The sequence below is a fragment of the Variovorax sp. DAIF25 genome (assembly GCF_050711835.1).
GTDB lineage: Bacteria > Pseudomonadota > Gammaproteobacteria > Burkholderiales > Burkholderiaceae_C > Variovorax.
Genome location: NZ_CP136636.1, coordinates 433,253 through 445,860, shown reverse-complemented (window position 1 = coordinate 445,860; position 12,608 = coordinate 433,253). Strand labels below are relative to the sequence as shown.

Here is a 12,608-nt window from a genome sequence, read left to right as displayed (position 1 = left end):
ACCTCGCTGATCGTGAAAAAAGGGGAGGGACCGCGGCTACTTGCCGCGCTTGCGGCCCTCGGCGAGGCGCTCGATCAGGCTGTTCAGTTCGCCCATGATTCCCTTGCGGAAGGCGAGCACGCAGATCACGAAGATCAGGCCCGTGACCATGGTCACCGACTCGCCCAGGGTGTTGAACCAGTCGATGGTGGTGATGCGCGCGAGCAGGTTGCCCAGCTCGCCGATCTTGTTCTCCAGCAGCACGACCACGGCCGAGCCCACCAGCGGACCCGACAAGGTGCCCAGCCCGCCCACCAGCGTCATCAGGATCACCTGGCCCGAGGCGGTCCAGTGCACGTCCGACAGGGTCGCGAAGCCCAGCACCAGCGTCTTGAGCGAACCCGCCAGGCCCGACAGCGCCGCCGAGATCACGAAGGCCAGCAGCTTGAAGCGCGCCACGTCGTAGCCCAGCGACAGCGCGCGCGGCTCGTTCTCCTTGATGCCCTTGAGCACCTGGCCGAACGGCGAGTGGATGGTGCGCACGATCAGCAGGAAGGCCGCAGCCACGATCGCCAGCGCGACGTAGTACATCGTCAGGTCGTTGCTCAGGTCGAGCAGGCCGAACAGCTTGCCGCGCGGCACGCCCTGCAGGCCGTCCTCGCCGCCGGTGAACCTCGCCTGCAGCGCGACGAAGAACATCATCTGCGCCAGCGCCAGGGTGATCATCGCGAAGTAGATGCCCTGGCGACGGATGGCCAGCACGCCGAACAACCAGCCCAGCAGCGCACCCACCAGCGTGCCCGCGATCAGGCCCAGCTCGGGCGTGAGGCCCCAGACCTTGATCGCATGGCCGGCCACGTAGGCCGAGCCGCCGAGGAAGGCCGCATGGCCGAAGGACAAGAGTCCGGTGAAGCCCAGCAACAGGTTGAAGGCCGAGGCGAACAGCGCGAAGCACAAGAGCTTCATCACGAACACCGGGTAGGCGCCGAAGAACGGCGCCAGCACCAGCGCGACGAGCAGCAGGCCGTAGAAGACGGTGGAGATCTTTTTCATGTTCATGCCGCCTGCTCTCACTTCTCTTTGCCGAACAGGCCGGCAGGACGCACCAGCAGCACGATGACCATGATCACGAACACGACGGTGGACGAGGCCTCGGGATAGAAGACCTTGGTGAAGCCCTCGATCACGCCCAGCCCCAGCCCGGTGAGGATGGCGCCCATGATCGAGCCCATGCCGCCGATCACGACGACGGCGAACACCACGATGATCAGGTTCTGGCCCATCAGCGGCGAGACCTGGATCACCGGCGCGGCCAGCACGCCCGCGAAGGCCGCCAGGCCCGCGCCGAAGGCATAGGTCAGCGTGATCATCAGCGGCACGTTGACGCCGAAGGCCTCCACGAGCCGCGGGTTCTCGGTGCCCGCGCGCAGGTAGGCGCCGATGCGGGTCTTCTCGATCACGAACCAGGTGGCGATGCAAACGACCAGCGAGGCCACGACCACCCAGGCGCGGTAGTTGGGCAGCACCATGAAGCCCAGGTCGGTGGCGCTCGACAGTGCCTCGGGCGCGTCGTAGGCCAGGCCCGAGACGCCGTAGATGGAGCGGAACACGCCCTCGATGAGCAGCGTGAGACCCAGCGTGAGCAAGAGGCCGTAGAGGTGGTCGAGCTTGTAGATCCAGCGCAGCAGCAGCCGCTCGATCAGCACGCCGAACAGGCCGATGACGATGGGCGCGGCGATCAGCATCACCCAGTAGTTGATGCCGAAATATTCCATCGCCATCCAGGTGAGCACCGCGCCGAGCATGAACAGCGCGCCGTGCGCGAAGTTGATGACGTTGAGCAGGCCGAAGATGACGGCCAGCCCGAGGCTCAGGATGGCATAGAAGGAGCCGTTGACCAGCCCCAGGAGGAGCTGGCTCAACAGGGCGGGAAGGGAAATGGTCATAGGGGGTTCAGCAAGCGCGGGCCCGAGCGGGCCCGCGGGGGTCGGTCATTTCCAGAGCGCGCACTTGCTCTCGGCCTTGGTCGTGAAGACCTGGTCGCCCGGCAGCGTCTTGAGCACCTTCAGGTAGTCCCAGGGCTTCTTCGACTCGGACGGCGACTTCGCCTCCACCAGGTACATGTCGTGGATGAAGCTGCCGTCGGCGCGGATCTGGCCCTTGCCGTAGAAGTCGTCGATCTTCATGCTCCTGAGCTGCGCCATCACCTTGTCGGCGTCGGTGGTCTTCGCAGCGGCCACCGCCTTCAGGTAGGTGGTGGTGGCCGAGTAGTCGGCGGCCTGCACGTCGGTCGGCATGCGCTTGGTCTTCTCGAAGAAGCGGTTCGCGAACTTGCGCGTGTCGTCGTTGAGGTCCCAGTACCAGCTCGTGGTGTGCAACAGGCCCTCGGTGTTCTTCAGGCCCAGGCTGTGGATGTCGGTGAGGAACACCAGCAGGCCCGCGGTCTTCATCGTCTTGTTGATGCCGAACTCCCTGGCGGCCTTGATCGAATTGATCGTGTCGCCGCCGGCATTGGCCAGGCCGAGGATCTGCGCCTTCGAGTTCTGCGCCTGCAAAAGGAAGGACGAGAAGTCGGACGCGTTGAGCGGATGCTTGACGCCGCCCACCACCGTGCCGCCCTTCTCCTTGATCACCGTGGTGGTGTCGGCCTCGAGCGCGGCGCCGAAGGCATAGTCGGCCGTCAGGAAGAACCAGCTCTTGCCGCCGCGGTCGACCACCGCCGCACCCGTGCCCTTGGCCAGCGCGACGGTGTCGTAGGCGTAGTGCACGGTGTAGGGGCTGCACTGTTCGTTGGTGAGCGCGGAAGACGCGGCGCCGTTGTTGAAGTGCACGCGCTTCTTCTCGGTCGCCACCTTCGCGGTCGCGAGCGCGGTGCCGGAGTTGGTGCCGCTGAACACCATGCTCAGGCCCTGCGTGTCGATCCATTCGCGCGCCTTCGACGCGGCGATGTCGGCCTTGTTCTGGTGGTCGGCGGTCAGCAGCTCGATCGGCTGGCCGTTGACCTTGCCGCCGAAGTCGTCGATCGCCATCTGGATCGCCGTCGCGCCGTTCTTGCCTTCGAGGTCGGCGTAGAGGCCGGACATGTCGGTGATGAAGCCGATCCGGACCTTCTCCTGCGCCTGCGCGTGGAGGGCGCCCGTGGCCCCCAGCGCGAGGATGCCGAAGCCGATGGCGATGAATGGGTTGCGTTGTTTCATGGGATTGCCTCCTTGGTGGATGAATGGAAAACGCTAGACACCGAGCAACTCGGTGAGCACGGGCATCCGGGCTTCGAGTTCGGCAGCGCCGAACTTTTCGACGATGCGGCCGTGCTCCATCACGTAGAAGCGATCGGCCAGCGGCGCCGCGAAGCGGAAGTTCTGCTCCACCATCACGATGGTGTAGCCCTTGGAACGCAGGGTCGTGATCATTCGCGCGAGCGCCTGCACGATCACCGGCGCCAGGCCTTCGGAGATCTCGTCGAGCAACAGCAGCTTGGCGCCCGTGCGCAGGATGCGGGCGACCGCGAGCATCTGCTGCTCGCCGCCCGACAGCCGCGTGCCCTGGCTGTGGCGCCGCTCCGCCAGGTTCGGGAACATCGCGTAGATCTCGTCGACCGACATGCCCTGCCCCGCGCCCTTGAGCTCCGGCGGCAGCATCAGGTTCTCCTCGCACGACAGGCTCGCGAAGATGCCCCGTTCCTCGGGGCAGTAGCCGATGCCCAGGTGCGCGATGCGGTGCGTGGGCATCGCGATCGTCTCCCGGCCATTGACCTCGATGCTGCCCTTGCGCGCGCCCGTCAGGCCCATGATCGCGCGCAGCGTGGTGGTGCGGCCCGCGCCATTGCGGCCCAGCAGCGTCACGACCTCGCCGGGTTGCACGACCATGTCGACGCCATGCAGCACATGCGATTCGCCGTACCAGGCTTGCAGGCCCTTGATCTCGAGTGCGGCGGTCATCAGTGGGCTCCCTGCAGTTGGCCGTCCGTGGTGCCCATGTAGGCCTCCATGACCTGCGGGTTCTTCGAGACCTCCGCGTAGGGGCCTTCGGCCAGCACGGCGCCACGCTGCAGCACGGTGATGGTGTCGGCGATGGTCGACACCACGCTCATGTTGTGCTCGACCATCAGGATGGTGCGCCCCGCCGACACGCGCTTGATCAGCTCGGCCACGCGGTGCACGTCCTCGTGGCCCATGCCCTGCGTGGGCTCGTCCAGCAGCATCAGCTCGGGTTCCATCGCGAGCGTGGTCGCGATCTCTAGCGCGCGCTTGCGGCCGTAGGGCAGGTTCACGGTCTGTTCCTCGGCCAGTTCCTCCAGGCCGACCTCGGCGAGCAGCTCGCGCGCCCGGGCGTTCAAGGGCTCGAGCGACTTCTCGCTCTTCCAGAAGTGGTACGAGGTGCCCAGCCTGCGCTGCAGCCCCAGGCGCACGTTCTCCAGCAGCGTGAGGTGCGGGAACACGGCCGAGATCTGGAACGAGCGGATGATGCCGCGCCGCGCGATCTGCGCCGGGCGCTCGCCCGTGATGTCCTGGCCGTTGAACAAAATCGTGCCCCGCGTGGGCTCCAGGAACTTGGTCAGCAGGTTGAAGCAAGTCGTCTTGCCCGCCCCGTTCGGACCAATCAGCGCGTGGATCGAGCCACGCATCACCGACAGATCCACCTGACTCACCGCCGTGAAACCCTTGAATTCCTTGGTGAGCTGGCGTGTTTCGAGGATGGCGCCGCTCATCGACGGACCTCTACGCGCGGGGTGGCTTGGTTCATGCATGGTCCGTTCATTCGTCGACGCACGAGAAGCTCGCCGCCACGTTGACGTCGCCGCTGCCCTTGTACTTGGGCCAGGACGGATAGTCGCAAAGCGGCCGGGTGCGGCCCGGCACGCCCACGGTGTCGGCCACGGTCGGCGTGGTCGGTGCCGTGCCCTTCTCGACCCAGTTCTCGAGCGCGCTCAGCGAATCCCAGCTGGCGTTGAACACCGTGCCGCCGGAATGCGCATAGCCCGGGATCTGGTAGTAGCGCATGAAGCCCTTCACGCGCTCGGCCCCCATGGTGGCGCGCACCCGGTTGAAGTACTGGTCGGTTGCGCGTGTGCTCACCAGCTGATCGGCGGTGCCGTGCGCCATCAGCAGCTTGCCGCCGTTCGCGGCGAAGGCGGATAGGTCGGCCTGGTTGATGTCCTGCAGCTGCGTGAGCTCGGCGATGCGTGCCTGCCAGGGGCCGGGATTTTCCGGGTCGAGCGTCAGCGAATCGAAGCCCGGATTCTTCGTGACGAAGAAGCGCACCCACTGGTCCCAGAAGCTGGCGAGAGCAGCCGCACTCGCGGGCATCGGCGAGGCGGGCACGGCGAAACCCAGGCCCAGTGACGTGACCGTCGCCTGGATCGGGTTGGCGCCGGGCCGGCCGAACTCGGCACCCCAGGCATTGAAGCCCGGATACTGGTTCTCGCCGCTGCCGAGCGGGTAGTTGAAGACGACGGGCGTGTCGATCACCTTGAAGGCGGCGATCTGCGCATCCGACAGGCAGTTGTCCGCGGTATCGGCGCCGCCCGGGCAGCGCAGCGGCCGCCCGTCGAGCAGCGCGGTCGCGGGATCGAAGCGCTGGTTGCAGGCGCTCTGGTTGCCGATCACCCCGTCCTTCACGCCATCGATGGCATCGCAGGCCTGCATCGCCGCATCGAACAGCGCCGCGCGCTTCGCGAGGCTGGGATGGGCGCCAGGCTTTGCCAGCGCGCGCGTGATGCGACCGAACTGCAGGTCGAGGCTGGCCGCATTGAAGGCCGGGTAGAGGACGATGGCGCCGTTGAAATCGGCCGGCCATTTCTGCACCGCCGCGAGCGCTTCGCGGCCGCCCGACGAGCCACCCGCGAAGTAGCTGCGCTGCGGGAGCTGGGCATAGCGCTGCTCGATCAGGAACACGGCCGCATCGCGCGTCTTCTTCAGGGCCTCGAACGAGAAGTTGCGCAGCGCCTCCGTGTTGAGCGCGAAGGCCCCTTGGTTGGCGGGATCGGTGGCAGCGTCGTGGCCCGAGTCGCTCGCGAACACCGCATAGCCGCGGCCGATCGGGTCCGGCGCGTCGACGGGACCGGCGGGCACGTTGCCACCGACGCCGGGAATGAAGCCGTCGTAGCCGCCCCCGCCATACATCATCGCCTTGCGGTTCCACTCGGTGGGCAGCAGCAGCGTCATCTTGATCGGCGGCGCGGCGGGATCGACCGGCGCGATCTCGGCGCTGAGCTTGCAGTGCTCGCCGTAGTTCTTCGGCGCCTTGCCGCCCGCGGGCACCAGCGTGGCCGCCGTCACCTTGGCGCCGCCGGTGGCGAGCGCGATCGCCGATGCGGGCACGGACAGCCTGGCCATCTGCTCGCAACTCAGCGGTGTCGCCGCGACGGATGGCGGCGGTGCCGGCGGCGTCTGCGGTCCGGGCGCACCCGGAACGAGGGGGCCGAGGACCACGCTGCTGCTGCCGCCACCGCCACAGGCGCCCAGCAAGGCAGCGGCAGCGAGGGCCGGGGCCCACGGCATGCGCGGAAGAGCGCGCGCTGCGGCGCGCCGCGATGGGGTCTGTGTGCTTCGGTGCATGCTTGTCTCTCTTTGTGATGAATTCGAAAAGTCGCCACGCAGGGGCGCGGCGAGAACACCTGGCGTTGCCGCGCCGGCGGCTCGCGCGGCGGTCAGTGCGACGAGCGCATGTCCGTCAACATGCGCTGCCTTCGCTCCCGCACCGACTGCCAGTGCGCATCCGTCCACTCGTAGAAGCCCTGGCCCACGGCCGCGCCCCAATGGCCGGTCGCGACCATGGCCTTCAACAGTTGCAGCCCCGAGGCGTCGCTCTCGAGTTCGGGCATCAGGTGGCCCGCGATGTCGAGGAAGGTGCACAGGCCGCCGAGGTCGGCCGTCTCGAAGGGTCCGAACGACGCGTAGCGACGTCCGATGCAGGAGCGGACGACGGTGTCGACGGTGGCCGCATCGGCCACGCCGCTCTGCACCAGGTGCAGCGCCTCGCGCAGCACCGCGAACTGGATCCGGTTGCCGATGAAGCCGGGCGTGGCCCTGCTCAGCAGCACCGCCTCGAAGCCCGCATGTTCGAGCCGCTCGCGCACGGCCGCGCTGGCATCGGGGGCCGTCGCGGTCGCCGGCACGAGCTCGACGAACGGGATGACATGCGGGGGATTCCAGAAGTGCGCGACCAGAAAGCGCTCGGGATGCTGCATGCGCTCGCACAGGACGTCGGGCATGAAGCCGCTGGTGTTGCTCGCGATCAGCGCATAGGAAGGCAGGAGCGCCTCGAGCTCCGCATAGAGCGCATGCTTGACATCGAGCCGTTCGACGACCGCCTCGAACACGAGCGTGGCATCGGCCATCGCCGCGAGCGTCGCGACGACGCGGATCCGCGCCAGGGCCGCGTCGCGCCCGGCCTCCCCGATGCGGCCCGCGGCGATCAGCTCCTCGAAGATCTTTTCCGCCAGCGCGGGCAGCTCGCCGCGCCGCGCATCGCTGAGATCGAACACGTCGATGTCTTCACCGGCAAGCGCCAGGCAGGTGGCGATGCCCACGCCCATCAGGCCTGCGCCCACCACGGCCACGCGTCGATTCTTTCCATGCATGCAGCTTGTCTCCCAGCATCGCTTGGCACCGAGATCGTTCGGTCCCTTGCGCTGGTTTTTGCAGAAAGCGTGCCCGGACACTGCGCCCCTCGCCGCGGGCCCCGTTTTTCATTCGGGCGCTTCGCGTAAACCCGCATGCGGGACGCACGCGAGACGGCGTGCGAGCGATGTCCAATAGTGTTCAAGCCACTGCACACAACGTCCAATAACTGGACAGCGATTCGGAGCCACTACAGTCGCTGCGCGCGCGGTGGGCATTCGCACCGCGAACCAAGGGAGTCAGCCATGCTGCAGATCAAGGGAGACCAGGCCTTCGACCTGGCGAGCATCCGGGGCCAGGCCCTGCAGTCCTTCTTCGAGCTGTTCGGCCAGCTCGCCGAGGGCGCCTTCGTGGTCGATCGCGACAGCAAGGTCATCTGGGCCAACGCGCGCTACCTGGCCTTCATCGGCCTGGAGCCCGACCGGCCGGTGGTCGGCCAGCACATCTCGACGGTGGTGCCCACGACCCGCATGCCCGAGGTGGTCGAGACCGGCCGCTCGATCCCGTTCGACGTGATCGAGGTCAACAACCGCTGGGCCGTGGTGTCGCGCTTTCCGATCAAGAACGACGAGCAGGAAGTCATCGGCGGCTTCTGCTTCGTGCTGTTCGACGAGATCGATCCGCTGCGGCCGATGCTCGCGCGCATCCAGCAGCTGCAGAGCGAGCTCGAGCGCACGCGCTCGAAGCTCAACCAGCTGCGCCGCACGAAGTACGAGTTCAGCCACTTCGTCGGCTCGAGCCCGCAGGCCGCGCAGGTCCGGCGCAGCGCGCGGCAGGTGGCGGCCACCGACTCCACGGTGCTGCTGCTCGGCGAGACCGGCACGGGCAAGGAGATGGTCGCGCAGGGCATCCACGCGGCCTCGCGGCGCGCGCGGCAGAACTTCATCGGCGTCAACGTGGCGGCCATTCCCGAGGAACTGATGGAGGCCGAGTTCTTCGGCTCTGCGCCGGGCGCCTACACCGGCGCCCATCCCAAGGGCCGCACCGGCAAGATGATGCTGGCCGACAAGGGCACCTTGTTCCTCGACGAGATCGGCGACATGCCGATGCGCATCCAGGTCAAGCTGCTGCGCGCGCTGCAGGAGCGCGAGATCGAGCCGATCGGCGGCAACACCGTGATCCCGCTCGACCTGCGCGTGATCGCGGCCACCAGCCGCGACCTCCGTCAACTGGTCGAGACCGGACAGTTCCGCGCCGACCTCTACTACCGCCTGAGCGTGGTGCCGATCCAGATCCCGCCGCTGCGCGAGCGGCTCGAGGACCTGCCCGAGCTGGTCGACCTGCTGCTGGCCGAACTCTGCGCCACGCTCGGCATGCGCGAGAAGGACGTCGCGCCCGACGCGCTGGCGCTGCTCGCGAAGTTCGGCTGGCCCGGCAACGTGCGCGAGCTGCGCAACGTGCTCGAGCGCGCCTGCGTGGTGTCTGGCGATGCCTCGGAGCTGCGCGCCGAGCACATGCTGCTCAACGACGGCGCGCGGCCGGCCGCGGTTGCTGCGTCGACCTCGACGGTGGCTCCGGCGCGCCACGACCTGCACGCCGCCGTGAACGAGACCGAGCAGAAGGCCTTGCTCCATGCGCTGCAGGAGACCAAGGGCAACAAGCTGCTCGCGGCCCGCCTGCTCGGCATCAGCCGCTCGACGCTCTACAACAAGCTCAAGCAGATGGCGCTCGAGCGCTAGCGACCCGCGCGTTCAACCGCCGCGGAACTGCCCGCGCAGGAAGTTGCGGTGTCGCGCGATGTGCCCCATCTGCGCGGGCGCGATGGTGCCGCCCAGGTCGTTCTCGTCCGCGCCGTTGAGCACGGCGTTCGCATGCGCGAGCGCGCGCGCCACGATCTCCTCCTCGCTCACACCGAGCTGCGCGCCCAGGTCCAGCGCCACGCGCCGCATCGCGCGCTGCGACAGCATCCACATCGCGCCGAAGCGGTCCCAGGCGAGCGCGGACTCGCCGGCCTTCTCGTGCTCGGCGAGGATGTCCTTCAGCGGCTTGGCGAGCAGCGCGTCCATCGCCTCGAGCCGCTCGCTCAGCGCGGCATTGCGCTCGGCCAGCTGCTCGGGCGTGGGCCCCGGCTCCGCCGCCTTGGGCGCGGGCGGCGGCGGTGGCACGAAGCCGGCCACGTTGGCATCGGCGGGAACGATCTGGAGTTGGTCTTGCAGGCTCATGATTTCTTTCCGTGGCCGGTGTCTGTCGAGGAAGTCTTGCGGCTGGTCATCGCCGTCGCGCGCAGCCCGGGCAGGTCGAGCACGCGCAGGCCGCCGTATTCGACGCGGATCAAACCCTGCGCCGACAGCCCGTTGAGCGCCTCGTTCACGCGCTGGCGCGACAGGCCCACGAGGTAGGCCAGTTCCTGCTGCGTGATGCGCAGGACCTCGCCCACGCCCGGATAGAGCACCGGGTTGAACAGCGAGACCAGGTTGCGCGCCACGCGCGCGTCGGGGTTGTTGAGGCGGTCGATCTCGAGCGCGGCGATGAACTGGCCCAGGCGCTCGTTGAGCTGGTTCATCACGAAGCGGTTGAAGCCGATCGAATGGTCGAGCAGCCAGTGGAAGCTCTCGATCGGCAGGCCCGCGACGAGGCTGCGCCGCAGCGCCTGGATGTTGTAGCGGTAGGGCTCGCGCTTCATCACCGTGCCCTCGCCGAACCAGCCGCCGGGCGGCACGCCGGTGTAGGTGACCGAGCCGCCGTCGGCGTTGTCGTTGCTCATCTTGAGCAGGCCCTCGACCACGCCGAACCAATAGGTGGGCGAGCGCCCCACGCGGCAGACCAGGTCGCCGACCTCGGCCTCGCCGACCACCAGCGCGGCCTCGGCGCGGCGGCGCTCGGGCGCGGTGAGCGTGAGCAGCCAGGGGATGCCGTCGAGCTCGGCGGCATTGGGCGGACGCACGCGGTCCTTGATCGAACTGCCCGCGGCGAGGGGGAGGTTGAGCGAGGGGCTGCCGGTCGGCATCGGGAAACTCCGGGGAGTAGTGTCCCTAGGATTGTCGTTGGAACGACAACTGGACGTCAAAGTGCGGCCCTACGATCCGCGCACCGTGCAAACAAACGCCCTCACCTTTCCCCGCCTGCTGCTTGCGCATGCGCAAGCGCAGCCCGAGTCGCCCGCGGTGCGGGAGAAGGACCTCGGCATCTGGCAGACCTGGACCTGGCGCGCCGTGGCGCAGGAAGTGCGCGAGATCGCGTGCGGCCTCGCGAGCCTGGGCTTCCAATCCTTCGACAACCTAGCGATCGTCGGCGCCAACCGCCCGCACCTGTACATGGCGGTGGTCGCGGCGCAGAGCCTGCGCGGCGTGCCGGTGCCGCTGTACCAGGACGCGGTGGCCAACGAGATGGTGTTCATGCTCGACGACGCGGCCATCGACTTCGTGGTGGTCGAGGACCAGGAGCAGGTCGACAAGCTGCTCGAGTGCCGCGACCTGCAGGCCGAGCGCGTGGCGCGCGGCGAGGGCCGCCAGGGCATTCGCCACATCATCTACGACGACCCGAAGGGCCTGCGCCACTACGACCAGCCCGGGCTGATCGGCTACGAGCAACTGCGCGAGCTCGGCCGCGCCTACGACCAGGCGCATCCGGGCGTGTTCGACGCCGCGGTGGCCAGCGGCGAGGCCACCGACGTGGGCGTGATCCTCTACACCTCGGGCACCACCGGCCGCCCCAAGGGCGTGTGCCAGACGCATGCGAGCTTCATCGCAGCGGGCCGCGGCGGCGTGGAGACCGACAGGCTCGGCCCCGGCGACAACATCATGAGCTACCTGCCGATGGCCTGGGTGGGCGACCACCTGTTCTCGGTGGCGCAGTGGCTGGTGGGCGGCTTCACGCTCAACTGCCCCGAGTCGGCCGCCACGGTGATGAACGACATGCGAGAGATCGGCCCGAGCTACTACTTCGGTCCGCCGCGCACCTTCGAGGGCCTGCTCACCGCGGTGTCGATCCGCATGGAGGACGCGGCGGCGCCGAAGCGCTGGCTCTATGCGAAGTTCATGGCGCTCGCGCAGCGCGTGGGCGCCGACATCCTCAACGGCCAGCCGGTGGGCGCCGGCGACCGGCTGCTGTACGGCCTGGGCAACCTGCTGGTCTACGGTCCGCTGCGCAACGTGCTGGGCATGAGCCGCATCCGCGTGGCCTACACCGCGGGCGCGGCGATCGGGCCCGACCTGTTCCGCTTCTACCGCTCGATCGGCGTCAACCTCAAGCAGTTCTACGGCCAGACCGAGACCTGCGCCTATGTCTGCCTGCAGCAGGACGGCAAGGTCAAGCTGCAGACCGTGGGCACGGCCGCGCCGGGCATCGAACTCAAGATCGCCGACGACGGCGAGGTGCTGGTGCGCGGCGTCTCGGTGCTCAAGGAGTACTACAAGCGCCCCGACGCCACCGCCGAGGTGCTCGATGCGAACGGCTACTTCCACACCGGCGACGCCGGCGTGCTCGACAGCGAAGGCCACCTGCGCATCATCGACCGCGCGAAGGACGTGGGCCGGCTCGCGGGCGGCGCGATGTTCGCGCCCAACTACATCGAGAACAAGCTCAAGTTCTTCCCGCAGATCAAGGAAGCCGTGTGCTTCGGCCATGCGCGCGACGAGGTCAGCGCCTTCGTCAACATCGACTTCGAGGCCGTGGGCAACTGGGCCGAGCGCCGCGGCCTGGCCTACGGCGGCTACGTCGACCTGGCCGGCAAGCCCGAGGTGCTGGCGCTGATCGCCGAGTGCCTCGGCAAGGTCAATGCCGACCTGGCGGCGGAAGCCGGCATGGGCGAGACGCAGATCGCGCGCTTCCTGGTGCTGCACAAGGAGCTCGACCCCGACGACGACGAGCTGACCCGCACGCGCAAGGTGCGCCGCGGCTTCATCGCCGAGAAATACGCGGTGCTGGTCGAGGCGCTGTATGGCGGCAAGACCGAGCAGTTCATCGAGACCCAGGTGAAGTTCGAGGACGGCCGCACCGGCGCGGTGAGCGCGACCCTGAAGATCGTCGAGGCGAAGCGCTTCCCCGGCATGGCAAAGGCGGCCTGAC

General features: G+C 68.2%; 11 protein-coding genes. 2 read left to right on the top strand and 9 right to left on the bottom strand.

All coding sequences use genetic code 11. From position 1 onward, the window contains the following. Window positions 1–36: 36 nt before the first annotated feature. The 7 genes from R0232_RS02035 to R0232_RS02005 form a co-directional block, all read right to left on the bottom strand. Window positions 37–1,038 (bottom strand): branched-chain amino acid ABC transporter permease, encoded by a 1,002-nt coding sequence (locus R0232_RS02035; RefSeq protein ID WP_208510438.1) that lies wholly within the window; start codon window positions 1,036–1,038, stop codon window positions 37–39. An 11-nt stretch (window positions 1,039–1,049) separates the two neighbouring features. Next, on the bottom strand, window positions 1,050–1,925 hold the full coding sequence (locus R0232_RS02030) for a branched-chain amino acid ABC transporter permease (RefSeq protein ID WP_203201892.1): 876 nt from the start codon (window positions 1,923–1,925) through the stop codon (window positions 1,050–1,052). Between the two features lie 45 nt (window positions 1,926–1,970). Beyond that, window positions 1,971–3,176: an ABC transporter substrate-binding protein gene (locus R0232_RS02025; protein ID WP_431511091.1), complete on the bottom strand. Its 1,206-nt coding sequence runs from the start codon at window positions 3,174–3,176 to the stop codon at window positions 1,971–1,973. A gap of 33 nt (window positions 3,177–3,209) precedes the next feature. Next, the gene (locus R0232_RS02020; RefSeq protein WP_422099665.1) at window positions 3,210–3,917 is read right to left on the bottom strand and encodes an ABC transporter ATP-binding protein; all 708 of its coding nucleotides are present in this window, start codon (window positions 3,915–3,917) and stop codon (window positions 3,210–3,212) included. Next, window positions 3,917–4,687: an ABC transporter ATP-binding protein gene (locus R0232_RS02015; RefSeq protein WP_431511090.1), complete on the bottom strand. Its 771-nt coding sequence runs from the start codon at window positions 4,685–4,687 to the stop codon at window positions 3,917–3,919. The genes R0232_RS02020 and R0232_RS02015 overlap by 1 nt, the downstream gene beginning before the upstream one ends. Before the next feature lie 46 nt (window positions 4,688–4,733). Then, a complete protein-coding gene (locus tag R0232_RS02010) occupies window positions 4,734–6,314 on the bottom strand; it encodes a tannase/feruloyl esterase family alpha/beta hydrolase (RefSeq protein WP_431511089.1) in 1,581 nt (526 codons plus the stop codon). Between the two features lie 314 nt (window positions 6,315–6,628). Then, on the bottom strand, window positions 6,629–7,561 hold the full coding sequence (locus tag R0232_RS02005; protein WP_431511088.1) for a 3-hydroxyacyl-CoA dehydrogenase family protein: 933 nt from the start codon (window positions 7,559–7,561) through the stop codon (window positions 6,629–6,631). 285 nt (window positions 7,562–7,846) lie between these two features. On the opposite strand from R0232_RS02005, the gene R0232_RS02000 reads away from it, so the two are divergent. Beyond that, window positions 7,847–9,280 (top strand): sigma-54 interaction domain-containing protein, encoded by a 1,434-nt coding sequence (locus R0232_RS02000; RefSeq protein WP_431511087.1) that lies wholly within the window; start codon window positions 7,847–7,849, stop codon window positions 9,278–9,280. 12 nt (window positions 9,281–9,292) lie between these two features. Here R0232_RS02000 and R0232_RS01995 read toward each other — a convergent pair whose 3' ends face one another. Both R0232_RS01995 and R0232_RS01990 read right to left on the bottom strand, forming a co-directional pair. Beyond that, window positions 9,293–9,763 carry a hypothetical protein gene (locus tag R0232_RS01995; RefSeq protein WP_208509088.1) on the bottom strand — a complete coding sequence of 157 codons (471 nt, stop codon included), beginning with the start codon at window positions 9,761–9,763 and terminating at the stop codon, window positions 9,293–9,295. Further along, complete coding sequence (locus R0232_RS01990; protein WP_093344129.1) at window positions 9,760–10,548, bottom strand: Crp/Fnr family transcriptional regulator; 789 nt, start codon at window positions 10,546–10,548, stop codon at window positions 9,760–9,762. The genes R0232_RS01995 and R0232_RS01990 overlap by 4 nt, the downstream gene beginning before the upstream one ends. 85 nt (window positions 10,549–10,633) lie before the next feature. Between R0232_RS01990 and R0232_RS01985 the strand changes: the two genes are divergently transcribed. Continuing rightward, entirely contained in the window at window positions 10,634–12,607 is a 1,974-nt protein-coding gene (locus tag R0232_RS01985; protein ID WP_093344192.1) for an AMP-dependent synthetase/ligase, read from the top strand. Window position 12,608: the final 1 nt, after the last annotated feature.

Bases quoted from the DNA above. Each gene is read 5' to 3' on its own strand.
- R0232_RS02035 (WP_208510438.1), bottom strand. From the start codon at position 1,038: ATGAACATGAAAAAGATCTCCACCGTCTTCTACGGCCTGCTGCTCGTC.
- R0232_RS02030 (WP_203201892.1), bottom strand. From the start codon at position 1,925: ATGACCATTTCCCTTCCCGCCCTGTTGAGCCAGCTCCTCCTGGGGCTG.
- R0232_RS02025 (WP_431511091.1), bottom strand. From the start codon at position 3,176: ATGAAACAACGCAACCCATTCATCGCCATCGGCTTCGGCATCCTCGCG.
- R0232_RS02020 (WP_422099665.1), bottom strand. From the start codon at position 3,917: ATGACCGCCGCACTCGAGATCAAGGGCCTGCAAGCCTGGTACGGCGAA.
- R0232_RS02015 (WP_431511090.1), bottom strand. From the start codon at position 4,687: ATGAGCGGCGCCATCCTCGAAACACGCCAGCTCACCAAGGAATTCAAG.
- R0232_RS02010 (WP_431511089.1), bottom strand. From the start codon at position 6,314: ATGGCCAGGCTGTCCGTGCCCGCATCGGCGATCGCGCTCGCCACCGGC.
- R0232_RS02005 (WP_431511088.1), bottom strand. From the start codon at position 7,561: ATGCATGGAAAGAATCGACGCGTGGCCGTGGTGGGCGCAGGCCTGATG.
- R0232_RS02000 (WP_431511087.1), top strand. From the start codon at position 7,847: ATGCTGCAGATCAAGGGAGACCAGGCCTTCGACCTGGCGAGCATCCGG.
- R0232_RS01995 (WP_208509088.1), bottom strand. From the start codon at position 9,763: ATGAGCCTGCAAGACCAACTCCAGATCGTTCCCGCCGATGCCAACGTG.
- R0232_RS01990 (WP_093344129.1), bottom strand. From the start codon at position 10,548: ATGCCGACCGGCAGCCCCTCGCTCAACCTCCCCCTCGCCGCGGGCAGT.